General features: G+C 57.5%; 23 protein-coding genes and 1 tRNA gene. 8 read left to right on the forward strand and 16 right to left on the reverse strand.

Annotation, left to right across the window (positions count from 1 at the left end):
- The first annotated feature begins 86 nt into the window (after positions 1-86).
- Positions 87-317, forward strand: coding sequence for a hypothetical protein (locus ACJ8IJ_RS12090; protein ID WP_131165448.1), 231 nt, complete (start codon positions 87-89; stop codon positions 315-317).
- A 74-nt stretch (positions 318-391) separates the two neighbouring features.
- On the opposite strand, the gene fis is transcribed toward ACJ8IJ_RS12090, so the two are convergent.
- The 10 genes from fis to ACJ8IJ_RS12140 form a co-directional block, all read right to left on the reverse strand.
- On the reverse strand, positions 392-688 hold the full coding sequence (fis, locus tag ACJ8IJ_RS12095; RefSeq protein WP_000462905.1) for a DNA-binding transcriptional regulator Fis: 297 nt from the start codon (positions 686-688) through the stop codon (positions 392-394).
- Complete coding sequence (gene dusB, locus ACJ8IJ_RS12100) at positions 670-1,674, reverse strand: tRNA dihydrouridine synthase DusB (RefSeq protein ID WP_004936856.1); 1,005 nt, start codon at positions 1,672-1,674, stop codon at positions 670-672. The genes fis and dusB overlap by 19 nt, the downstream gene beginning before the upstream one ends.
- Positions 1,675-2,067: 393 nt before the next feature.
- Positions 2,068-2,949: a 50S ribosomal protein L11 methyltransferase gene (gene prmA / locus ACJ8IJ_RS12105; protein WP_004936861.1), complete on the reverse strand. Its 882-nt coding sequence runs from the start codon at positions 2,947-2,949 to the stop codon at positions 2,068-2,070.
- An 11-nt stretch (positions 2,950-2,960) separates the two neighbouring features.
- Positions 2,961-4,406, reverse strand: a complete 1,446-nt coding sequence (panF, locus tag ACJ8IJ_RS12110; RefSeq protein ID WP_004936863.1) for a sodium/pantothenate symporter — start codon at positions 4,404-4,406, stop codon at positions 2,961-2,963.
- Positions 4,396-4,638: a YhdT family protein gene (locus ACJ8IJ_RS12115; RefSeq protein ID WP_004936865.1), complete on the reverse strand. Its 243-nt coding sequence runs from the start codon at positions 4,636-4,638 to the stop codon at positions 4,396-4,398. The genes panF and ACJ8IJ_RS12115 overlap by 11 nt, the downstream gene beginning before the upstream one ends.
- Before the next feature lie 220 nt (positions 4,639-4,858).
- Positions 4,859-4,935: transfer RNA gene (locus ACJ8IJ_RS12120), tRNA-OTHER, on the reverse strand.
- Between the two features lie 196 nt (positions 4,936-5,131).
- Positions 5,132-6,337 (reverse strand): MDR family MFS transporter, encoded by a 1,206-nt coding sequence (locus ACJ8IJ_RS12125; RefSeq protein WP_004936868.1) that lies wholly within the window; start codon positions 6,335-6,337, stop codon positions 5,132-5,134.
- A 47-nt stretch (positions 6,338-6,384) separates the two neighbouring features.
- Positions 6,385-8,616 carry a hypothetical protein gene (locus ACJ8IJ_RS12130; protein ID WP_442518725.1) on the reverse strand — a complete coding sequence of 744 codons (2,232 nt, stop codon included), beginning with the start codon at positions 8,614-8,616 and terminating at the stop codon, positions 6,385-6,387.
- Complete coding sequence (locus ACJ8IJ_RS12135; RefSeq protein WP_015379200.1) at positions 8,616-9,569, reverse strand: lactate/malate family dehydrogenase; 954 nt, start codon at positions 9,567-9,569, stop codon at positions 8,616-8,618. Before ACJ8IJ_RS12135 ends, ACJ8IJ_RS12130 begins: the two co-directional genes overlap by 1 nt.
- 25 nt (positions 9,570-9,594) lie before the next feature.
- Positions 9,595-10,662 (reverse strand): cupin domain-containing protein, encoded by a 1,068-nt coding sequence (locus ACJ8IJ_RS12140; protein ID WP_004936880.1) that lies wholly within the window; start codon positions 10,660-10,662, stop codon positions 9,595-9,597.
- A gap of 168 nt (positions 10,663-10,830) precedes the next feature.
- On the opposite strand from ACJ8IJ_RS12140, the gene ACJ8IJ_RS12145 reads away from it, so the two are divergent.
- The gene (locus ACJ8IJ_RS12145; RefSeq protein ID WP_265261106.1) at positions 10,831-11,043 is read left to right on the forward strand and encodes a hypothetical protein; all 213 of its coding nucleotides are present in this window, start codon (positions 10,831-10,833) and stop codon (positions 11,041-11,043) included.
- A gap of 38 nt (positions 11,044-11,081) precedes the next feature.
- On the opposite strand, the gene accC is transcribed toward ACJ8IJ_RS12145, so the two are convergent.
- The 6 genes from accC to acuI all read right to left on the reverse strand — a co-directional run bounded on the left by accC (position 11,082) and on the right by acuI (position 16,419).
- Positions 11,082-12,431: an acetyl-CoA carboxylase biotin carboxylase subunit gene (accC, locus tag ACJ8IJ_RS12150; RefSeq protein ID WP_004936886.1), complete on the reverse strand. Its 1,350-nt coding sequence runs from the start codon at positions 12,429-12,431 to the stop codon at positions 11,082-11,084.
- Positions 12,432-12,443: 12 nt separating this feature from the next.
- Positions 12,444-12,911, reverse strand: coding sequence for an acetyl-CoA carboxylase biotin carboxyl carrier protein (gene accB / locus ACJ8IJ_RS12155; RefSeq protein ID WP_004936889.1), 468 nt, complete (start codon positions 12,909-12,911; stop codon positions 12,444-12,446).
- 32 nt (positions 12,912-12,943) lie between these two features.
- Positions 12,944-13,396, reverse strand: coding sequence for a type II 3-dehydroquinate dehydratase (gene aroQ, locus ACJ8IJ_RS12160; RefSeq protein WP_004936891.1), 453 nt, complete (start codon positions 13,394-13,396; stop codon positions 12,944-12,946).
- 287 nt (positions 13,397-13,683) lie between these two features.
- Entirely contained in the window at positions 13,684-14,283 is a 600-nt protein-coding gene (msrQ, locus tag ACJ8IJ_RS12165; protein ID WP_004936895.1) for a protein-methionine-sulfoxide reductase heme-binding subunit MsrQ, read from the reverse strand.
- Complete coding sequence (msrP, locus tag ACJ8IJ_RS12170; RefSeq protein WP_442518724.1) at positions 14,284-15,285, reverse strand: protein-methionine-sulfoxide reductase catalytic subunit MsrP; 1,002 nt, start codon at positions 15,283-15,285, stop codon at positions 14,284-14,286.
- 156 nt (positions 15,286-15,441) lie between these two features.
- Positions 15,442-16,419: an acrylyl-CoA reductase (NADPH) gene (acuI, locus tag ACJ8IJ_RS12175; protein WP_442518723.1), complete on the reverse strand. Its 978-nt coding sequence runs from the start codon at positions 16,417-16,419 to the stop codon at positions 15,442-15,444.
- 203 nt (positions 16,420-16,622) lie between these two features.
- On the opposite strand from acuI, the gene csrD reads away from it, so the two are divergent.
- The 6 genes from csrD (at position 16,623) to rng (ending at position 23,721) form a co-directional block, all read left to right on the forward strand.
- A complete protein-coding gene (csrD, locus tag ACJ8IJ_RS12180; protein WP_442518722.1) occupies positions 16,623-18,557 on the forward strand; it encodes an RNase E specificity factor CsrD in 1,935 nt (644 codons plus the stop codon).
- 412 nt (positions 18,558-18,969) lie between these two features.
- Complete coding sequence (mreB, locus tag ACJ8IJ_RS12185) at positions 18,970-20,013, forward strand: rod shape-determining protein MreB (RefSeq protein WP_003855260.1); 1,044 nt, start codon at positions 18,970-18,972, stop codon at positions 20,011-20,013.
- Between the two features lie 94 nt (positions 20,014-20,107).
- Positions 20,108-21,133: a rod shape-determining protein MreC gene (gene mreC / locus ACJ8IJ_RS12190; protein ID WP_028127540.1), complete on the forward strand. Its 1,026-nt coding sequence runs from the start codon at positions 20,108-20,110 to the stop codon at positions 21,131-21,133.
- Complete coding sequence (mreD, locus tag ACJ8IJ_RS12195; RefSeq protein ID WP_004936918.1) at positions 21,130-21,618, forward strand: rod shape-determining protein MreD; 489 nt, start codon at positions 21,130-21,132, stop codon at positions 21,616-21,618. The genes mreC and mreD overlap by 4 nt, the downstream gene beginning before the upstream one ends.
- Positions 21,619-21,628: 10 nt before the next feature.
- The gene (locus tag ACJ8IJ_RS12200) at positions 21,629-22,213 is read left to right on the forward strand and encodes a Maf family protein (protein ID WP_004936921.1); all 585 of its coding nucleotides are present in this window, start codon (positions 21,629-21,631) and stop codon (positions 22,211-22,213) included.
- A 38-nt stretch (positions 22,214-22,251) separates the two neighbouring features.
- Positions 22,252-23,721, forward strand: coding sequence for a ribonuclease G (gene rng / locus ACJ8IJ_RS12205; protein ID WP_004936922.1), 1,470 nt, complete (start codon positions 22,252-22,254; stop codon positions 23,719-23,721).
- Positions 23,722-23,747: the final 26 nt, after the last annotated feature.

Raw genomic sequence — 23,747 nt, forward strand, 5'->3', positions numbered from 1 at the left:
CCGATGCCCCGCTTTGTCGCCCCGATTAAAACGTGAGAGTATTCTTCATCGACTGGCGACTCAATCGTAAGCAAGAAGGAAGCGCTATGAAATCCCACTGGATAAGGCGTTTATTGACACCCCCACCAGCCTGGACAGGCAGAGCATCGGTTATCTTGGGCCTGCTGGTGTTTGTGGTGTTGAGCGGGCTGGATAGCCTGGGCGTGGATTTGGACGGGTGGAAGCGCTACGTGATGATCGCGGGCGTGGCGGGTATTTGCTATTTCTTTGCCGGATATATCGATAAGCGCATTCCGCGCAAATCCTCGCCCATGTAGGCACAAGTCAGAAAAAGAAAAAGGCGCTTATCAAATGAGATAAAGCGCCTTTTCAACACGTTAACTGACTAGTATCAGTTCATGCCGTATTTTTTCAGCTTCTTGCGCAGCGTGCCGCGGTTGATGCCCATCATCAGGGCTGCGCGGGTCTGGTTGCCACGGGTGTATTGCATCACCATGTCCAACAGTGGCTGTTCAACTTCAGCCAGTACCAGCTCATACAGGTCATTTACGTCTTGACCGTTCAGTTGAGCAAAATAGTTCTTCAGTGCTTGTTTAACCGAGTCACGCAGAGGCTTTTGAGTCACCTGATCTTGTGAGTTAACGGTAGAAACGGTCAGTACGTCAGAATTTACGCGTTGTTCGAACATAGTTCTGTCAGCTCTTTTTTTACGCTAAGATTTTCGAAATATGCCTCCAACGCCTCCAGCTGTTCGCTGGCATCCTCTATGGCGTTGAATGTGCGCCGAAACTGGTCATTCGGAGCGTGTTCCTGGAGATACCAGGACACGTGCTTACGAGCAATCCGGAATCCCTTGCCTTGGCCATAGAAGCCGTGCAATTCCCGAATGTGCCCAATCAACAAGCGCTTCACCTCGCCAAGCGGCAGCGGCGGCAGCAACTCCCCAGTGTCCAGATAATGCTGGATTTCCCGGAAGATCCAGGGTCTCCCCTGAGCAGCGCGGCCTATCATCAGGGCATCAGCCCCGGTGTAGTCGAGCACTGCTCTGGCTTTATGCGGGTCAGTAATATCCCCATTCGCGATAATCGGAATGGAAACACTCTGCTTAACTGCCCGAATGCTGTCGTATTCCGCGTCGCCGTTAAACAGACAGGCGCGGGTTCGGCCGTGAATCGTCAGGGCCTGAATACCACAGTCTTCGGCCAGTTGGGCAATCTCTACACAGTTACGGTGCTCCGGCGCCCAGCCGGTGCGAATCTTCAGCGTTACCGGCACATCCACCGCGTCAACCACCGCGTGGAGGATCCGTTTTACCAGATCCGGGTACTGCAACAAGGCGGACCCGGCAAGCTTCCGGTTCACTTTTTTGGCCGGGCATCCCATATTGATGTCGATGATCTGCGCGCCGCTGGCCACGTTGATACGCGCGGCGGCGGCCATATCATCAGGATCGCATCCGGCAATCTGCACGGAGCGGATCCCTGGTTCATCGCTATGCACCATACGCAGACGCGACTTATCCGTCCGCCACACCTCCGGGTTGGAGGAGAGCATTTCGGATACAGCCATCCCAGCACCCATTGCATGACAGAGGGTTCTGAACGGGCGATCTGTAATACCGGCCATCGGGGCCGCAATCAGGCAATTAGTAAGCTGGTGGTGTCCAATGCGCATAGACAAAGAGTGACCATACTGTGTCCGCAAGGGCGCGTATATTACGCATTTTTGCGCCGAGATGAAAGGCCAAACTTTAACCAATTGGCTCGCTATTAGGGCAAAAAATGCGCTGCGCAGTGATTCATAAAAATATTGTATATATTTTACAATGAGTTGACGAAAAGTGCTTATTTTGTGTGCGGTAAAATATTCGCCTTTGCGCAGGATATTATCTGCATTCGCCCGCTATTTTTGCCGGGATAACCTGCCTGGAAGGCGCATTGTCAGGGCGATCCATCGTTGAAAGGCAAAAAATTGCATAAAATTTTGTCTTGCCCGTGGGTCGATCGCCGGACAAAAAAAATCCACCGGCGCGGGGCCGGTGGATGAGGGAGCAATATACCGTGACGCTTACTTACGGCGGCCGGTGATGCGGCACCACTCTTCACGCTCGGCGACCGGATCGAGCGTGAACTTCTCTTCGTAGGCTTGTGCAACGCTGCTCGCCTGGCTGGCCAGCACGCCGGACAGCCCCAAATGACCGCCGGCCTTCGGCAGGCAACCGATCAGCGGCGCCAGTTCGCGCAGCGGGCCGGCGAGGATGTTGGCGACCACCACGTCCGCCAGCAGGTCCGCCGGCTGGTCTTTCGGCAGATACAGCTCCAGACGCTCTGAGACGCCGTTACGCTGCGCGTTGTCGCGGCTGGCCTGAATGGCCTGGGGATCGATGTCGATGCCGATAGCGCGCGCCGCACCCAGCTTCAGCGCGGCGATCGCCAGGATGCCGGAACCGCAGCCGAAATCGATGACGGTTTTGCCGGCCAGATCGAGGCCGTCCAGCCACTGCAGACACAGCGCGGTGGTCGGGTGGGTGCCGGTGCCGAACGCCAGGCCCGGATCGAGCATCACGTTGACCGCGTCGGGATCCGGCACGTCGCGCCAGCTCGGGCAGATCCACAAGCGCTCGCCGAAGCGCATCGGGTGGAAGTTGTCCATCCATTCGCGCTCCCAGTCCTTGTCTTCCAGCTGCTCTATCTTGTGGCGGAATCCGGCGCCCAGCAGCGGGTGCTGTTCCAGCATCGCCACCACGTCGGTCATATCGGTTTCCGCGTCGTACAGGCCGATCACATCGGTATCGCCCCACAGCAGGGTTTCACCCGGCAGCGGCTCGAACACCGGGTTATCGTGGGTGTCCTGGAAGGTCACCGACACGGCGCCGCTTTCCACCAGCGCGTCGCTCAGGTCTTCCGCCTGGCTGCCGGTGGTGTTCAGTTTGAGTTGGATCCAAGGCATAGCAATTCTCTTCAAGAGGGTAATGATGACGCCGCCCGGCGCTTTTCGCCGACGACGTTACCGAGATAAAACGCCAACAGGCTGAGCAATAGCGAAGGCACGATAGGATGCAGCCCCGCCGGTTGCAGGTTGAAGCTGGCCAATAGCGTATAGCATACCGCACCCGACACCATTGAGCTAAGCGCTCCCTGAGCATTGGCGCGTTCCCAATACAGGCCCAGCACCAGCGGCCACAGGAAGACCGCCTCCAGCCCGCCGAAAGCCAGCAGGTTGAGCCAGATGATCATCTCCGGCGGGCGCCAGGCCGCCAGCAGCACCAGCAGGCCGAGGATCAGCGTGGTCAGGCTGGAGAAGCGCTTGATCAGCCGCTCGTTGTGGATCTGCTGCGGCCGCACGCCAAGGTAGAGATCCTTGATGATGGTGGCGGAGGATTGCAGCAACTGGGCGTTGATGGTCGACATGATCGCCGCCATCGGCGCCGCCAAAAAGATCCCGGCGGCGTACGGCGGCAGCACGGTGATCATCAGCGTCGGGATCACCTGGTCGGGGATCTTGAGATCCGGCAACACCGCGCGGCCGAGCGCGCCGGCCAGGTGCATGCCGAACATCAGCACCGCCACCACCACGGTGCCGAGCAGAATACCGCGATGCACCGCCTTGCTGTCCTTGTAGGAGATGCAGCGCACGGCGGTGTGCGGCAGGCCGATCACCCCGAAGCACACCAGGATCCAGAATGACGCCATAAACGGCAGGCTGAGGATCTGATCGCCGCCCTGCGGCGACACCAGCGCCGGATCGATCTGCTGCAGTTTGCTCACTGCGCTGTCCAGTCCGCCGGCGGCATGGATCACTGCCACCAGCAGCAGCACGGTGCCGAGCAGCATCACCAGCCCCTGCATGGCGTCGTTCAGCACGCTGGCGCGGAAGCCGCCGAAGGCGGTGTACAGCGCGATGCTGATGCCGAAGATCAACAGGCCGGTGTCGTAAGGAATGCCGGCGGCGGTCTCTAGCAGGCGTGCGCCGCCGATGAACTGCACCGTCATGGCGCCGAGGAACGCCACCAGCAGGCTGAGGCTGGCCAGCCACACCAGCAGGCGGCTTTGGTAGCGGCCATACAGCATGTCATTGAGAGTAATGGCGTTGTAGCGCCGCGCCAGGATGGCGAATTTCTTGCCCAGCACGCCGAGCGACAGCCACACCGCCGGCAGTTGGATCATCGCCAGCAGCACCCAGCCCAGGCCGTATTTGTAGGCGGCGCCCGGCCCGCCGATAAACGAACTGGCGCTGATGTAGGTGGCGGTCAGGGTCATCGCCAGCACAAAGCCGCCCATCGAGCGGTTGCCGAGGAAATATTCGCTGAGGAAGTTTCCGTTCTGGCGGCGCCGATAGGCGTACACCGACAGGCCGAACACCAGCAACAGGTAGGCGACCAGCGGCAGGATCACTTCAGTTTGCATCGCGGTCCTCCAGCGAAATGTCGCGGAACACTGTGCGCACCATCAGCCAGCACAGGCCGATGAACAGCAGCGGCACCAGCAGGCAGGCCATTTCGAACCAGTGCGGCAGGCCGGTGACGCCGATGGCGCTGTCCGGCAAGTAGGCCGCCAGCCCCCAGGCCAGCAGGTAGAGCAGCGTCAGCCCCAGCGCCCAGCGCGCTTCGCGGTGCGCCTGAATAAAGCGTTTGTCCATCAGTGTCCCCCATAGGTTTACGATGATGGCTTGTGACAAGAACAGATGAAGGAACAGGATTGTACGGAATGTGCGGCGTTTGGCTAATAAATTATTCACCTTTCCGGTGAACGCAACGGAGCGATGGAAAGAAAAGAGGGGGGTAAATATATAAATTTTTACCGGTTTATTTCGATGAGAAAATAATTAAAGAGAATGGGAAAAGGAATGGGTTTTATATTGGTTGGCGCAACCGGAATCGAACCAGGTGACCTCTGTGAAGTATGACACAGCGCTCTACCACTGAGCTACACGCCTGCAATAAACAAATTTATAACATCTCCTAATCATTCATGTAAATAGATTTCTTTTATTTTTTAGCATTAAATAAATCGTTCGATTAAATAATGACCTGCATATCCTTCGCTATTTATTTACTGTGATTAATATCACGATAAAGCCGCCCCGTTAATACGTTTAAACAAGGACGGCGTTAATTAGCGGGTTAACAATGTCACGCGGTTATCGTTCTTTTCTCAGATATTCTTTCCGAAATAGTATAAAGAACGATGACGCCGATGCATAAAAAGAACATCACGGCATACAGGGCGCCACCGCCACCTTGTTTTAACAGCAAACCGCCGACAAAAGGGGCGAGCGCCAGGCCAAATTCGTAAAACGTGGCGGCACCGAAGTAAGCCCCTTTTAGGTTAGCCGGCGCCATACGATCAATTTGTATATTGAGCGTAGGGAACAGGATGACTTCGCCGAGGCTGAGCAGGAACATGGCGACCAACCACAGCAGCCAGCTTTCACTGGAAACCAGCAGGAAGACAATTTGTGAAAGCGCGAGAAAGAACACGCCCAGGCTGGTTTTCAGTGCCAATGACATGCGGCGGGTAAAGCGCTCGGTGAAATACTGCAGCGTTATCACCGTGGCTGCATTGATGAATATCAGCACGCTGAGCAGGTATTCGGGGTTATACACCTGGCTGATCATGAGGTATTGCGGCAGCGTCACATCGATCTGCCCGTAGACCAGCATCACCAAAATGTTGGCGACTACCAACACCTTGAACGCCTGATCGTTCCAGATAATCCGCAAAGAGCCAATGAACGAGAAGGTGGCGTTGCGCGTTTCTTTACCGTGCCCCGCTTTGAATACCGCGAGCACCAGCAGTAAATAGCAAAGGAACGACAATGCGGTGACGAAGAAGGTGGCCTTCTGCGCCGTCAGCCCGAGAGCGACACCCACTAATGGGCCTACGGCTGCGCCCACGTTCATCAGGAAGTAGCGGATGTTCAACGCGCGTTCTCGCTCTTGCCTGTCATGGAGAATATCGCCGATCACCGCTTTGCTGGCGGGTTCGATCAATGAGCGCGAAATGCCATTGAGTAAAATACCGACAAAATACCACGCCGGTGAGTTGGCCAACGCAAGTACGCTAAATGAAATAATAGCGGCAATTGCACCGAGAATAATCAACGTGCGACGGCCATATTTGTCTGATGCGCCACCGAAGAGATAGCCGAAAGAAATAGACACGATAAGTGATACGCTCATCATGACGCCGATTTCCACCGGAGTCATCGCGTAGTTATTTCTCATGAGAATGGTAATGAATGGCCAAATCATGAAAAAGCAGGCGCGCGTCAAAAACGTCCCGATAAAGATAACCCATATTTCTTTTGGGAAATAAGGGATGAATGTTGACCTCAAGGCGGTTTCTCCTTAAATGTTGCTCGTCGTCTGTTGAACCGAGTGTATTACACCTTTTCCAAACTTTCCTTTTCCCATCGGTTAGCCAGAGTGAGTAACGGCGTCACTCCGGCTTCTCTAATTCTCGCGATGAGATTTTTCCGCTGATCGAAGATAACCGGATGCGGGCTGATGCCTTGAATAATCGCGGCGACAGTCGCCGAGACTGGCGCGCTATGCGCCAGCGTTGGAATCGCCAGAACGTTCATGCAGTATTCGAACATGGAATCGACGGAGTTCAATTTACCCAACATCAAGAACGTCATTTCATCTCCGACGAGGGTAGCGCCAAGGCTGTCGAATATCATTTTGACTTGCGCCACGGGCTTCTCTTTCAGATGGAAACTGAGCAGTGCGCGGAACTGGTCGCGATTCAGACGGCCCTGTTTCATCTCGTCATTCAGCATGGTGAGTGCCTGGCGTACATAATTTTCCTCTTCGTTGAACAGATCTGCCGAAGCGCAGCGGAAATGCTGTTTGAGGAAATACCAGTGAAAGACATATTTGCCTTCGAATTCAAGGCGAACAACGTTGGTGAAGTCTTCCAGATCGTGCCGTTCCGGGTGGAAGTCGCTGAGATCGCAACGAATATCGATGCCGGAAGAGGAGGCGATTCGGCGGCAAATGGTGGTGATATCAGCTTCGCCCAATAGCGCTTGCAGCATATGCTGCATGTTGTTGCCGCCGGCGGCCAACTCGCAATAGGCGTCTTTACCTGGCGTCAGGTATTTGATTCGGTTGTCGCGCGCATTGAGTGATGAGGCAATTTCAGCCCACTGGTTATGTACTTCCTGGCTTCTGATCGTTTCCAAACGAGGGTTTTTTTCATAGAACGCGATGACGCGCGGATCGACAGCCAGGCCGCTGCGTTTGAGTATTCCGGCGTCAAGCTGCGCGCTTGCTTGGTTTTTCACCAGGACATTGATGAAGTTGCGCAGCGAACTCTCCCCGCAATCTGAGAACGAGACGTCAGAATCCGGCGCGGGGCGGCAGGTTTTGGTGATGCACAGCGGCGGAAAATAGCGGCCGTACACTTCGCGATCGTAATAGTCATGGCAGCGATCGGGGAAGTGCGTCTCGCCCGTCGCCGTTTCGCCGAACAGCTCCCCGCTCAGTTCCCGCAGTTGCTGCATGTAGGCGGTCAATTTGCCGAAGTTACCCTTGCATTTCAGCCACAGCGCCGCGTTGAGCAAATGAAACACCTCTCTGTCGTGCTCGGCGGTGCGGCTGGCCGCGATCAGTAAACGACATAAATTGTGCAACTCGGCCAGCAAGCTGTCGCGATCGGCACAGTGGATACCGACGTAATCCTGCACACGTCGCGGCAGATAGCGGTGATACTTGTTGAAAGGCAGATGCAATGCAATGAAGTCAGCGCTGAATCCCTCGGTTTGCAGCCGTGCGACGGTGCTTTCGGTAAAATTTTCCGCCAGCATGCTGGCGCGCAAGGTGGCTTCATCTTTTTGCTGGCGGGCATGTTCGACGGCGGCCTGCACGTTTTGCCAGGCGGGGAACAGGCCGGCTTGATGCACGGCTTCTTGCTGCGCCGCATTCAGGCGTGCTTCCAGCTCGGTGATTTCGGCATTGAGCGCCAGCAGCTGCGCCTCTTTATTCTCAGCAGCGCTCTTGCCCAGCGTTTTTTTGCCGGCTTTGAGCGCGGCGATCGCGGCTCGACATTGTTGGATCGGCACCTGCTGCGCTTTAACGGCGTTTTCCGCCTGTTGCAGGATCTGGTTCAGCGCTTTTTCTTGCGCTTTCAAATGGGCGCCTAGGGAGAGCGCTTCGCGTTCTGCGGCTGCGATCTGCGCTTTTGTGTCCTCGAACTGTTGCAGTACGCTGTCGCAAAGCCGGCGTATTTGCACAGAAAGCCGATGTTGCTGCTCAATGGCAGCGTGAAAGTCCGTTTCATCTCGTACATGCTGATATAACGAGGCGATATCATTGTCGGTGAAACGCGGGCTGCTCATGAAAGCCACCAGCCGTGCAAGGGTAGAGGGGGAAAACCAGGTGAACGGATTCTTCACCTCTTTGCTTACGTCAAACTCGACCAGGTCAGTACGGTAGAACAACGCGCGCGCCACCTGGCCGATCGGGTGTTCGGCGCCAAGAAAACGGTAATACTTTTCCGCGAGTTCGTTGTTGCACCAGAGCACCCCGTACAGTGGTGAAAGAAAACGATACTCAGGGCGTAACGGCATGTAGAGATCGCGGAAAATCTGTCTGGTTTGATCGGTCGTCATCAGCTAAAACCTTGGATGATGTTTTTTAACTTGAGCGCCGCCTGGTGGATTTGTTGTTGCTCATCCTGATTGGGCATCAGCGACAGCGGCGTAAAGACGCCGTCGCGCAGAGCCAGCGGCCAGGACATGAACACGCCCAGTTCCGGCAGCCAGACCGAACCGCAGCAGGGGGTTTCGTCCCGTTGGATGATGCGCTCAAGCAAGATAAGAATGGAGGCGGCCGGGCCATATTTAGGAGGGCGCCGCATTTTGTGAAATATGTCCAACCCTTGATTGCGGGTATCGGTGACGATTTGCGCCAGCGCCTGCGCCGAAAGTAGCTGGTTCAGCGGTCCCTCGTCGGTTGTTACCTGGCTGAGCAAGGGCACCAACCCGGCGCCGTGCTCGCCGCAGACTGTCAGGCTACGCGCGTCGATGCGCTGCATGTCGATCCCGGAAATGCGGCAGATGCTTTTCAGCAGCCTGGCGGTGTTGTGCGCGGCGCCGATGCCTATCACCCGGCAGCGAGAGTCGAGCAGGATTTTATCGATGTAATAGCTGATGCTATCCACCGGATTGACCGCATTGATGATGTGACAGCCGGGAGCAATGAAGGGTTTGGCTCGGCTAAAAATGGCCTCGCTGAGCCGTACGTGATCGTCCAGCAACGCCTGGCGGTCATGCATCGGAAAGGTTGAAGGCACGCCATAGCAACAGAGGATCACGTCAGCCCCGTCGATGTGGCGGTAGTCATCCGTCACAACAATCTTGGGTAAAGACGTTCGGTTATGGCGTGAGAAGAGCGCTTCCGCCAGCAGGCCATCAAGAATATCTTCGCAAACGGCTGAATACTTTTCGGTATTTCGGCAGATGATCACGACTTCATTGACGCTGCCACGTCGCTCGGTCGTACTTAACAGCGCGTTTAGCGTCTCTTGCCCAATGCCGCCGAATCCCAATAAAACAATTTTCATGACCGCTCCTGATGACCTGCCCGGCTTATGCTTCGATCAGTTCGGCCAGTCTTGCATACTGCTTCTCAACCATACTCCACCCTTTATCGAGTACGGCTTTGACACGCTGGAATTGTTCTTCGGTCATCCCCTTGAAGAACGCTTTATCCACTTCCTGATGATCGCCATCGAATTCGGAGTGATCCTCGAAATGGTTCTGTTTGCTCGGATCGAACACGTGTTTGATGTTGTTATAGAACACGAAAGCCGAACCTTCGATGACAAAGTGCACCAGGATAGCCTGTTCCAGATTATCCAGCGTGATCATCTGGTGGTTGAACCAGATGCACAGTGCTTCAAAGATCGCGTCTTCGCGAACCTGGAGGTTGTCGCGGCTGTTGCGCAGCACCTCGTCATGGCCGAATTCTTCTTTCAGATGTTCACTGAAGAAACGCGAGAAGCGAACGTCTTCACACAGTGCGCTACGCAGCAGCACCATTTTTTGGAACTGATCGGACAGGATCTGCAGGTAGTCCAGGAACAAGGATTTTTTCGCCTCGGAGAACGTTTTATCCTTGGCGAATGCGGTAAAGATCGGGTTGTCCTGGTAGCGCTCGATGTAGCGGGCGTTATGCGCTTTAAGCTGATGGTAGTAAGCGTAGGGATCTTGATCGAAAGTCACCAGCGGCTTGCTGGGATCTTCATAGAGCCCGCGCTCCTCAAACTGGATTGACAGCCCCCAGTAGCCGTTGTCGCCCGCGCCGATGAAGCCGTGATCCGCGCCTGGCGGAATGCAGATGACATCGCCTGGAACGGCCCGGCGGTCAACGCCGTCTCCCAGCAGGATCGCTTCCCCTTCACAAATGATATACAGCGAAGATATTGGATGAACATGCACATCCAGCTTTTCGTTTTTCGCCAGACGCACCCAGCTTACTGCCAGGCGTGCCTGTTCGGGAATAAAGCGGTTCATTTCCTCATTGGCGCGGAAATTCTTCACTTCGCCCAAAAGCTTCTCAATCCCGTTTTCCTTAATGCTTTTTATGGTTTCCATGTCAGCACGGTGGTACAGGGAAAACACGGGCTTACGGTCGTATTCAGTTACATGGCTCATTAAGACATTACTCATCTAAGTCAATAAAAAGGATAAATAAAAAGAGAAAAAGAGCGCGCTGCATTCGATCGACGGCGACAATAGCACGGGCTATCACCGAGCGGATGTGATCGGGGTCAAGCTTTGTAATTAATACGTTAATTTTGTTAAAGCTTATGGCGTGTGAAAATGCGATGGATTGAGTTTTTCCCTTGCCAATATTTATTTGTAAGCTATGGGTTAAGAGTTTTTTGTTTAAAAACAGTTTGTTATGTTTTATGCGGTGATGTGGGTGGAGGGCTGGATGAATGTGAAGAGAAAGTTATCTGTGAAGATTTGATTCTATTTTGCGCGGTTGAACGAAAAAATCAGGCGGGCACGAGAAAAGAAAAAGGCCGGTGATTAACCGGCCTTTTGTCAGACGATGCTGCGTGGCTGCCTTAGGTTTCCTGCAGACCCAGCTTCTTCTCCAGATAGTGGATGTTGGTGCCACCGTGCTGGAAGTTTTCGTCGTTCATGATCTTCTGCTGCAGCTCAACGTTGGTTTTGATGCCGTCGATGATCAGTTCAGCCAGGGCGTTTTTCATGCGGGCGATTGCCACGTCACGGTTTTCGCCGAAGGTGATCAGTTTGCCGATCATGGAGTCATAGTACGGCGGTACGGTATAACCGGCGTAGATATGAGATTCCCAACGCACGCCGAAACCGCCTGGCGCGTGGAAGCGGGTGATCTTGCCCGGGCTCGGCAGGAAGGTGTTCGGATCTTCGGCGTTGATGCGGCATTCTACCGCGTGGCCGTGGATCTTCACTTCTTCCTGTTTGATCGACAGCGGCTGACCGGCAGCGATGCGCAGCTGCTCTTTGATCAGATCCACGCCGGTGATCATTTCGGTAACCGGATGCTCTACCTGAATACGGGTGTTCATTTCGATGAAATAGAACTCGCCGTTTTCATACAGGAACTCGAAGGTGCCCGCACCGCGGTAGCCGATTTCCACGCAGGCTTTCGAGCAGCGCTCGCCGATGTAGCGGCGCATTTCGCTGGTGATGCCCGGCGCCGGCGCTTCTTCGACCACTTTCTGGTGGCGGCGCTGCATGGAGCAGTCGCGCTCGGCCAGATAGATGGCGTTGCCCTGGCCGTCGGCCAATACCTGAATCTCGATGTGACGCGGATTCTCCAGGTATTTTTCCATGTACACCATGTCGTTGTTGAAAGCCGCTTTGGCTTCCGCTTTCGTCATGTTGATGGACTGCTCAAGGTCTTTGTCGCTGCGCACCACGCGCATGCCGCGACCGCCGCCGCCGCCGGAGGCCTTGATGATCACCGGATAACCGATGCGCTTGGCGAAGGCACGGTTTTTATCCATGTCGTCGGTCAGCGGGCCGTCGGAGCCCGGCACGCATGGCACGCCGGCTTTTTTCATGGCGTTGATCGCGGAAACCTTGTCGCCCATCAGGCGGATGGTTTCGGCTTTCGGGCCGATGAAGATGAAACCGGAGCGTTCAACCTGCTCGGCGAAGTCGGCGTTCTCGGACAGGAAGCCGTAGCCCGGGTGGATCGCCACCGCGCCGGTGATTTCCGCCGCCGAGATGATGGCCGGGATGTTCAGGTAGCTTTTTACCGATGGCGCAGGACCGATGCAGACGGTCTCGTCGGCCAGCAGCACGTGTTTCAGATCGCGGTCGGCCGCGGAGTGAACCGCAACGGTCTTGATGCCCAGTTCTTTACAGGCACGCAGGATGCGAAGCGCGATCTCGCCGCGGTTGGCGATAACAATTTTATCAAGCATGGGGGCGCCTCGTTATTCGATGACGACCAGCGGCTCGTCATATTCGACCGGCTGGCCGTTTTCCACCAGGATGGCTTTCACGACGCCGGACTTGTCCGCTTCGATCTGGTTCATCATTTTCATGGCTTCAACGATGCACAGGGTATCGCCGGCGTTCACTTTCTGACCCACTTCCACGAAGGCTTTCGCGTCCGGGCTTGGGGTGCGGTAGAAGGTGCCTACCATTGGGGAACGAACGACGTGGCCACTCACGGCCGCCGGTGCTGCAGGGGTTTCTGCCGCAGGCGCGGTGGCAACGGCGGTAGCCAGGGCTGGCTGCTGCTGTGCCGGCATCGCGTAAGCCTGCTGCATGACGGGATAAGCCTGCGCCGGTGCGGCACGGCTGATGCGAACCGATTCTTCGCCTTCAGAGATTTCCAGTTCAGAAATACCTGATTCTTCAACCAGTTCGATCAGTTTCTTGATTTTACGAATATCCATGAGTGTGATTCCGTACTCTTTTTGTGGAGCAATTAGTGGGTTTTCGACAGACGGTTAACCGCTGCCTGTAAAGCGAAAGCGTAGCCATCCGCGCCGAGGCCGCAAATCACGCCTACCGCTACGTCTGAGAGATAAGAGTGATGGCGGAAAGGTTCGCGGGCGTGCACGTTGGACAGGTGGATCTCGATGAACGGGATCTGCACCGCCAGCAACGCATCGCGCAACGCCACGCTGGTGTGCGTGAACGCCGCCGGGTTTATCAGAATGAAATCGGTGTTGCCGCGCGCCTGATGGATGCGATCGATCAGCTGATGCTCGGCGTTGGACTGCAGATGGCTCAGGGTAATATCCAATGCGGATGCCTGGTTTTCCAATCCGTTAACAATCTCTGTCAGCGTCGTGCTGCCGTACTTCTCCGGCTCACGCGTCCCCAGCAGATTGAGATTGGGGCCGTTCAGAAGCAAAATGTGAAACTTATCCGCCATTGTGCTGGTATCTCCGGCAATAAAACCATCATCGTAGAAAATAACCCGATGTTACCGATTTGTCACCTGTTAAGGGGCAAATTCACCCTGAGAACAGAAACAAGGTCGGGCATTATAACGATATCGTAGCAATTCGCAGCTAAATACTGGTCTTATCAGCGAAGATATTCAACCCCAAATCGACCAACTCGGGGTTCCGTGACAGGAATATGAGCGCTGGAACACAGAAAAAGTTCCCGCCGGCGGCGTGCGTTTTTCAACGACAATCATGCGCGCCGCCGCGCGATTCAGCGCCACCAGGCGCGGAATTTCTTGTAGCGCAGGCCCAACAGCGCCACCGCCAGCAGCGCGTAAATGAACGGCTGGGGGGAAAAGGTTTTGACCGACCACAGGTAGTGGATGGGGGCGAGGATCGCCGCCAGATAGACGAAGTTGTGCAACGTTTGCCATTTGGCGCCCAGTTTGCGCATCGCCCACAGCGTCGAGGTGGCCGCCAGCGCCAGCAGGATCAGCCAGGTGAGGATGCCGAGCGTCAGATAAGGGCGGTTCACCAGCTCGCTGCCCAGCAGGCCGAGATTGCTCAGCCCCAGCTCCAGCGTGGAGTAGCTTATCAGGTGCAGCGTGCCCCAGGCAAAACACCACAGCCCCACCAGACGGCGGCAGCGGATCAGCAGCGGCTGGCGGGCGTAGCGCGCCAGCGGGGCGATCATCAGCGTGGCCAGCAGCAGTTTCAGCGTCATCCTGCCGGTAAAATGCTGGATGTCCTTGGACGGATCGGCGCTGAACCAGCCTTGATCCACCGCCAGTACCAGCCAGAGAAAGGGCAAAAACGCCGCCAGATGCAGGGCGGCTTTCAGCCATTTGATATGAACAGGCGTCAGGCGCACTTAGAAATTCTCCCGCAGATCCATGCCGCGATACAGCGACGCCACCTGATCGGCATAGCCGTTGAACAGCAGCGTCGGTTGGCGTTTGACGTCGAGAATGCCGCCGGAGCCGATGAAGCGCTCGGTGGCCTGCGACCAGCGCGGATGATCGACGTGCGGATTCACGTTGGCGTAAAAACCGTACTCGTTCGGCGCGGATTGGTTCCAGGTGGTCGGCGGCTGATCGCGCACCAAGCGGATATGCACGATCGATTTGATGCCTTTGAAGCCGTATTTCCACGGCGTGATCAGTCGCAGCGGCGCGCCGTTTTGCGGCGGCAGGGTTTTGCCGTACACGCCGACGGTCAACAGCGCCAGCGGATGCATCGCCTCGTCCAGCCGCAGCCCTTCGACGTAGGGATATTTCAGGCCGCCGCCGATAAAGCGATCTTTCTGGCCGGGCATCTGCTCCGGATCGTACAGCGTCTGGAAGGCTACGTAACGCGCGTTGCTGTTCGGTTCGGCCAGCTTGAGAAGCTTGCCCAGCTCGAAACCGATCCACGGCACCACCATCGACCAGGCCTCGACGCAGCGCATGCGGTAAATGCGCTGCTCCAGCGGGAAACGCTTCATCAGATCGTCGATATCCAGCGTTATCGGTTTCGCCACTTCGCCGTCGATGCGCACTTTCCAGCCTTCGGTTTTCAGCCCGCCGGCGTTGGCGGCCGGATCGGCTTTGTCGAGGCCGAACTCATAGAAGTTGTTGTAGCCGGTCACCTTGTCTTCCGGCGTCATCGCCAGCTGCGCCTGCCAGGCGGCCGGTTTGCCGAATGCCAGCGCTTTGCCCGGCGGCGCCTTGGGGCGATCGTTGCCCTTGAACCACGACAGCAGGTCCGCCCGCGCGCCGGTAGGCAGCGCCAGCGTAGCGGCGCTGATGCCGAGCGCCTGCAGCACCTTGCGCCGCTGGTGGAACACGCTCTCCGGCGTGACGTCGGCCTCGGTCAATTTCGGGTGTTTGCTCATGCTTATGTTCTCCGCGACTGATTCCCGCCGCCTGTAAGCGGCAAACGGGTCTCCATGAAATAAGCATGGCGCTAAAGCCGGCCGGAAGCGAGGGGGCGCGGGAAAATATGAAATTTCGCAGAAGCGGGAACTCCCCCCGTCGCCGAGGGGAGAAGGTCAGCGGATTTTCACCAGAGTGCGGCCGGTGATTTGGTTGTTCAGCAGCGCGGCGGCGGTGGCCGGCGCCTGTTCGAGGGTGATTTCGTGTGTGGCCTGCTGATAGAAACTGTCCGGCAGAATGCCGGCCAGCCGTTCCCAGGCGGTTTGGCGGCGATGCAGCGGCGTATGCACCGAATCCACCCCTTGCAGGCGCACATTGCGCAGAATGAACGGCATCACGGTGGTCGGCAACTGATAGCCGCCGGCCAGGCCGCAGGCGGCGACGGTGCCGTTATAGTTCATCTGCGCCAGCACCCGCGCCAGCAGTTTGTCGCCGACGGTGTCCACCGCGCCGGCCCACAGCTGTTTCTCCAGCGGGCGCGGCGTGTCGATATAGCCATCGCGCGACATCACCTCTTTGGCGCCGAGCGCTTTCAGGTACTCGGTATTGCTGTCGCGGCCGCTGATGGCGGTCACCCGGTAACCCAACGCCGCCAGCAGGGCGATGGCGGTGCTGCCCACGCCGCCGCTGGCACCGGTGACCAGGATATCGCCGTCGTCCGGGTGCACGCCGCCTTCCTCCAGCGCCATCACGCACAGCATGGCGGTAAAGCCGGCGGTGCCGATGATCATCGCCTTGCGCTCATCCAGGCCGTTCGGCAGCGGCACCAGCCACTCACCGGAGACGCGCGCCTGCTCGGCCAGGCCGCCCCAGTGGTGTTCGCCCACGCCCCAGCCGGTGAGCACCACGCTTTGCCCCTCTTTGAAGCGATCGTCGCGGCTGCGGCGCACGGTGCCGGCGAAATCGATGCCCGGCACCATCGGGAAGTTGCGCACGATCTTGCCTTTGCCGGTGATCGCCAGCGCATCCTTGTAATTTAGGCTGGACCAGTTGATGTCGACGGTGACATCGCCTTCCGGCAACCGATCGCTGCCGATATCTTTGATATGAGCCAGAGTTTGGTCGTCTTGTTGTTCCAATAACAGTGCACGCATGTCACTCTTCCTCTCGTTTACACTTTTCTATCAATGGCTGAATCACATTTATTTGACTATATGCATAATAAGCGGCCCAAGTCCTGATAAAGGACAAAAACGGCGCTTGCAGGTTTTATTCCTCGGCAAGGCTTGTTAGGGTTGGACAGCCCCTTTTGGCTACAGGGGCACACTCACTTAACCATAGCGGACAAGGCACAGGGATGCGATTTACCACCAAACTCTCTGCATTGATCACTCTGTTGGTCGCACTGGCGATGTTTTTGATGCTGATGGGATGCTCATACAGCTTCTTTTACGTTACCCAGGATCGCCAGGAGCGCCGCTTGGATTCGCTGGTTACCACTCTCGATCAAGCCATGCTGAGCGAGCCGCCGCAGGAGCAGGAGAAATGGTTGCCCATCGTCATGCGCACGCTCGGCATCGTGTCAGTCCGCGTAGAGGCCGGCGCCAGCAAGCTCCTCGACTATAAATTGCCGACGGCGAAAAAAGAGCCCTGGGATGCGCTGAACGGCTATCGTCAGGTCTCGCGCCCCCTGTTGCAGCATCCGGGCAGTATGCTGCAAATCACCTACCTCGATCCCTTCGCCAGCGATGTGCGCACGTTGCAATCCACCGCCGCCGTCACGCTGTCGATCGTCGTCATGGTGGTGATTTTGCTGTTCAGCCTGCGCTGGCTGCGTGAGCAGGCCGACGGCGAAGATCGTCTGGAACGCCGCGCGCGGCGCATTCTGAACGGCGAGCGTGAAAACGTCATGCAGGGCGACGTGCGTGAGTGGCCGGCCAACGTCAGCGGCGCGCTCGACCGCCTGCTGGCCGATCTGGCGGAAGCGCGGGAAGAGCGCAGCCGGGTCGATACGCTGATCCGCGCCTTCGCCGCGCAGGACGCCAAAACCGGGCTGAATAATCGCCTGTTCTTCGATAACCAATTGACCACTCAGCTGGAAGATGAAGGCTCGCACGGCATCGTGATGATGGTGCGGCTGCCCGATTTCGAGACCCTGCGCGAGACGCACGGCAGCGTGGCGGTGCAAGAACTGATGTATTCGCTGGTCAACCTGCTGTCTACCTTCGTGATGCGCTACCCGTCGGCGCTGCTGGCGCGCTACTTCCACAGCGATTTTACCGTGCTGTTGCCGCATCGAACCCTGAAGGAGGCCGACGGCATCGCTTCACAGCTGGTCAACGCCATCGATGCCTTGCCTTCCACGGCGCTGATCGACCGTGAGGCCTTCCTGCACATCGGCATCGTGGCGTACCGCAGCGGTCAAACCACCGAGCAGGTGATCGATTACGCGGAGCAGGCGACGCGCCACGCCACGCTGCAGGGCGAAAACGGTTGGTACGTGTACGACAGCAAGGTGCCGGAAAAGGGGCGCGGCAGCGTCAAGTGGCGCACGCTGCTGGAACAGGTGCTGGCGCGCGGTGGCCCGCGACTGTATCAGAAACCGGCGGTGACCGTGGAAGGCGAGGTGCATCATCGCGAGATCATGAGCCGGATCTATGACGGCACCCAGGAATTGCTGCCGGCGGAATATATGCCGCTGGTGGAGCAATTGGGGTTGGCGGAGAGTTACGATCGCCAACAGGTGAGCCGCATCATCCCGTTGCTGGCGCAGTGGCCTGAAGAAACGCTGGCGTTCCCGCTGTGCGTGGACTCGATTTTGCAGCGTTCTTTCCAGCGCTGGCTGCGCGATACGCTGTTGCAGTGCGAAAAAAGTCAGCGTCGACGAATTCTGATTGAACTTGCGGAGGCAGATGTGTGTCAACATATCGACCGTTTGCGTCCGGTGCTGAGGTTGCTGTCAGGACTGGGTTGCCGCCTGGCGGTGTCCAAAGCGGGGTTAACCGTGGTCAGTACGTCCTATATCAAGTCGCTGCAGGTGGAGATCGTCAAGCTCCACCCGGGGTTGGTGCGGAGCATCGATAAGCGGGACGAAAACCAGCTGTTCGTGCAGAGCCTGACCGGCGCCTGCGCGGGCACGCGCGCTCAGGTGTTCGCTGCCAGCGTACGTACGCGCAACGAATGGCAGACGCTGAAAGAGCGTGGGATCCATGGCGGGCAGGGCGACTTTTTCGCGTCGCCGGAACCGATCGACGCGGGGCGTAAAAAATATTCACGTCGTTATCGCGTTTAAGCTGATTGCCGGACAAAAATTGACGTAGAATGAGCGCCGGATCCATCTGGGCCTCGTTACCGTCTTTTTGGAGTTTTTTCCAAACTGCCTGCGACAACAACGCCTATTTGAGATAGGCTCTTGTCAGCTTTTATCTGGTTGGCGTTGGTAGGTGCTTACCATCGGCGGCAATCAGGGAATATGTTAGATTTTATGAGCTGTGTTACGCCGTTTCGTGCGTTGACAGGGTGGTAAACTGAGCCTTTGTTCAGGGAATTCAGGCCTCATCCAATTTCCGTGCATTCGAGCAGAAACAATACAGACTATTTTTCACCGAAGTAGAACGTTTTTGCGCCTTGTCGCTGCTTCGTGTGGTTGGTAAAGTAGGCGGATTTTATTTTCCGCCCCCAGCTTGCAGGATTATCCTTTCGTTATGTTTAAGAAATTTCGTGGCATGTTTTCCAACGACTTGTCCATCGACTTGGGTACCGCCAATACCCTGATTTATGTTAAAGGGCAAGGCATCGTACTGAATGAACCTTCGGTGGTTGCCATTCGTCAGGATCGTGCCGGCTCCCCAAAGAGCGTTGCGGCCGTCGGTCATGACGCCAAACAGATGCTGGGCCGCACCCCCGGCAACATCGCGGCTATTCGCCCGATGAAAGACGGCGTGATCGCCGACTTCTTCGTGACCGAAAAAATGCTGCAGCACTTTATCAAACAGGTTCACAGCAACAGCTTCATGCGCCCAAGCCCGCGCGTGCTGGTCTGTGTGCCGGTCGGCGCGACCCAGGTTGAACGCCGCGCTATCCGCGAGTCCGCCCAAGGGGCCGGCGCGCGCGAAGTGTTCCTGATTGAAGAGCCGATGGCGGCGGCGATCGGTGCAGGCTTGCCGGTTTCCGAAGCGACCGGCTCCATGGTGGTGGATATCGGTGGCGGTACCACTGAAGTGGCAGTGATCTCGCTGAACGGCGTGGTGTACTCCTCTTCCGTGCGCATCGGCGGCGACCGTTTCGATGAAGCCATCATCAATTATGTGCGCCGCAACTACGGCTCGCTGATCGGCGAAGCGACCGCCGAGCGCATCAAGCACGAAATCGGTTCTGCCTATCCGGGTGACGAAGTGCGCGAAATCGAAGTCCGCGGCCGTAACCTGGCCGAAGGCGTACCGCGCGGCTTTACCCTGAACTCCAATGAAATCCTCGAAGCCCTGCAAGAGCCGCTGACCGGCATCGTCAGCGCGGTGATGGTGGCGCTGGAGCAGTGCCCGCCAGAATTGGCCTCCGACATTTCCGAACGCGGCATGGTCTTGACCGGCGGCGGCGCGTTGCTGCGCAACCTCGATCGCCTGCTGATGGAAGAAACCGGCATCCCGGTCGTGGTGGCGGAAGATCCGCTGACCTGCGTGGCGCGCGGCGGCGGCAAGGCGTTGGAAATGATCGACATGCACGGCGGCGATTTGTTCAGCGAAGAATAGTCAGCCCCTGGAAGGAGGAATCGTATCGGATGAATGCGCACAGCGAGAATCGGGTACGGTTCCTCTTTCTGTTGTCGAGGAACTCGCATAATTTATGAAGCCGATTTTTAGCAGGGGACCTTCCCTGCAACTGCGACTTTTTTTGGCGGTGATCGCGGCCATTGGCCTGATCGTTGCCGACAGCCGGCTCGGCACGTTCGTGAAGATACGCAACTACATGGACACCGCAGTCAGCCCTTTCTATTTTCTGGCCAACGGGCCGCGTAAAGTTTTGGACAGCGTGTCAGAGACGCTGGCCACCCGCCAACAGCTGGAGCTGGAAAACCGCGCTCTGCGGCAGGAACTGCTGCTGAAAAACAGCGATATTCTTCTTCTTGGCCAATTCAAGCAGGAAAACGCCCGCTTGCGCGAGCTGCTGGGCTCTCCGCTGCGTCAGGACGAACACAAGATGGTCACCCAGGTGATCTCCACCGGTTCCGATCCGTATAGCGATCAGGTGGTGATCGACAAAGGGTCGGACAACGGCGTCTATGAAGGCCAGCCGGTGATCAGCGACAAGGGCGTGGTCGGTCAGGTGGTGGCGGTGGCGAAAGTCACCAGCCGCGTGCTGCTGATCTGCGACGCCTCGCATGCGCTGCCGATCCAGGTGCTGCGCAACGATATTCGGGTGATCGCCGCAGGCAGCGGCTGCGCCGACGATCTGCAGCTGGAACATCTGCCGAACAACACCGACATCCGCGTTGGCGACGTGCTGGTGACCTCCGGCCTCGGTGGCCGTTTCCCGGAAGGGTATCCGGTGGCGGTAGTCTCTTCGGTCAAGGTCGACAATCAACGCGCTTACACCGTGATTCAGGCGCGGCCGACCGCCGGTCTGCAGCGCTTGCGTTACCTGCTGCTGCTGTGGGGTGCCGATCGCAACGGCGACATGCCGCTGCCGCCGGACGAAGTGCACCGCGTGGCCAATGAACGCCTGATGCAGATGATGCCGCAGGTGCTGCCGCCTGCCGGTTCCGTCGGGCCGCAGCTGCCGGCTCCGGCCACCGGGGTGGCGCCGCAAACCACGGCACCGGCCTCTGCTCAGCCTCAGGTTCAGCCTGCGGCGGCGGGGGTGGTGCAATGAACAGCTACCGCAGCCACGGGCGCTGGATAATCTGGCTGTCGTTCCTGGTGGCGTTGGTGCTGCAAATCATGCCGTGGCCGGAGCAGATCTACATGTTCCGGCCTTCCTGGCTGGTGCTGATCCTGATCTACTGGGTGATGGCTTTGCCACATCGGGTCAACGTCGGCACCGGCTTCGTGCTGGGGCTGATCATGGATCTGATCCTCGGTTCCACGCTGGGCGTGCGCGCGCTGGCGCTGGGCATCATCGCCTATCTGGTGGCGTTCAAATTCCAACTGTTCCGCAATATGGCGCTGTGGCAACAGGCGCTGATCGTCGTGCTGCTGTCGCTGTCGATGGACGTGGTGGTGTTCTGGGCTGAGTTTTTAGTGATCAACGTCTCTTTCCGCCCAGAGGTGTTCTGGAGTAGTGTGGTAAACGGCATTTTGTGGCCGTGGTTATTCCTGTTGATGCGCAAAATCCGCCGTCAGTTCGCCGTACAGTAAGGGTATATCAATGACTTCGCTTTATCTGGCCTCCGGCTCCCCACGTCGACGTGAACTGCTGACCCTGCTGGGCGTGTCGTTCGACATTCTGCTGACGCATACCGAAGAGCAGCGCCGGGAAGGCGAAGCCGCAGAAGCCTATGTGCGCCGCCTGGCGCAGGACAAGGCCAAAGCGGGCGTGGCGCTGGCGCAGGAAGATCGGCCGGTGCTGGGCGCCGACACCATCGTGGTGCTCAACGGCCGGGTGCTGGAGAAGCCGCGCGACGAAGCCCATGCGGCGGACATGCTGGCGGCCCTGTCCGGCAAACAGCATCAGGTGATGACGGCAGTGGCGATCGCCGATCGCCACGACGTGCGTTGCCAGCTGGTGGTGACCGACGTGACGTTCCGCAGCCTGTCACAACAGGATATCCGCGACTATATTGCTACGGGCGAACCGATGGATAAGGCGGGCGCCTATGGAATTCAAGGAAAGGGTGGTTGTTTCGTCAGAACGATAACCGGGAGTTATCACGCAGTGGTCGGTCTGCCGCTGGTCGAAACACATGAGCTGCTCAGTAATTTTGTCGCATTACGTGATGTAAGAACCGGTTGATGGGCGCTGCCATTATCGACCGGCTCTGAGGAGAAGGCATGACAGCTGAGCTACTGGTTAATATCACACCGTCTGAAACGCGGGTCGCCTATATCGATGGCGGCATTCTGCAAGAGATCCATATCGAACGCGAATCCAAACGCGGCATCGTCGGCAATATCTATAAAGGGCGCGTCAGCCGCGTCCTGCCGGGCATGCAGGCGGCGTTCGTCGACATCGGCCTCGATAAGGCCGCCTTCCTGCACGCCTCTGACATCATGCCGCATACCGAATGCGTCGCCGGCGATGAGCGGAAAAACTTCCACGTGCGCGACATCGCCGAGCTGGTGCGCCAGGGGCAAGACCTGATGGTGCAGGTGGTGAAAGATCCGCTTGGCACCAAGGGCGCGCGTCTGACCACCGATATCACGCTGCCTTCGCGTTATCTGGTCTTCATGCCGGGTGCGGCGCACGTCGGCGTGTCGCAGCGCATCGACAGCGAAGCCGAGCGCGAGCGCCTGAAGGCGATCGTGGCGCCGCACTGCGACGAGCTGGGCGGCTTTATCATCCGCACCGCGGCGGAAGGCATCGGCGAGGAAGAGCTGGCGCAGGATGCCGCATTCCTCAAACGGCTGTGGACCAAGGTGATGGAGCGCAAGAAGCGCAACCAGACCAAATACAAGCTGTACGGCGAGCTGGCGTTGGCGCAGCGCATCTTGCGCGATTTCGCCGGCGCGGCGCTGGATCGCATCCGCGTCGATTCGCGGCTGACGCACGATCTGCTGGTGGAGTTCACCGGCGAGTACATCCCGGACATCACCAACAAGCTCGAGCTCTATACCGGCAGCCAGCCGATTTTCGATCTGTACGACGTGGAAAACGAGATCCAGCGCGCGCTGGAGCGCAAGGTGGAGCTGAAGTCCGGCGGCTATCTGATCATTGATCAGACCGAGGCGATGACCACGGTCGACATCAACACCGGCGCCTTTGTCGGCCACCGCAACCTCGATGAAACCATCTTCAATACCAACATCGAGGCGACGCAGGCCATTGCGCGCCAGCTGCGGCTGCGCAACCTGGGCGGCATCATCATCATCGACTTTATCGATATGAACAACGAAGAGCATCGCCGCCGGGTGCTGCACTCGCTGGAGCAGGCGTTGAGTAAAGATCGGGTAAAAACCACGATCAACGGCTTCTCTCAGCTAGGCTTAGTTGAAATGACGCGTAAACGAACGCGTGAAAGCATTGAACATGTGCTCTGTCACGATTGTCCTACTTGCAATGGGCGCGGCACCGTGAAAACGGTGGAAACCGTGTGCTACGAGATCCTGCGCGAGATTGTGCGCGTGCATCACGCTTACGATTCCGATCGCTTCCTGGTGTACGCTTCGGCGGCGGTCGGCGAAGCGCTGAAGAGCGAAGAGTCGCACGCGCTGGCCGAAGTGGAGATTTTCGTCGGCAAACAGGTGAAGGTGCAGATCGAACCGTTGTACAGCCAGGAGCAGTTCGACGTCGTCATGATGTAGCCCGCCCGACATCGATAGGGGCCCGG

The sequence above is a fragment of the Serratia sp. CY40230 genome (genome assembly GCF_052168835.1).
In the GTDB taxonomy this organism is placed as follows: domain Bacteria; phylum Pseudomonadota; class Gammaproteobacteria; order Enterobacterales; family Enterobacteriaceae; genus Serratia; species Serratia nematodiphila.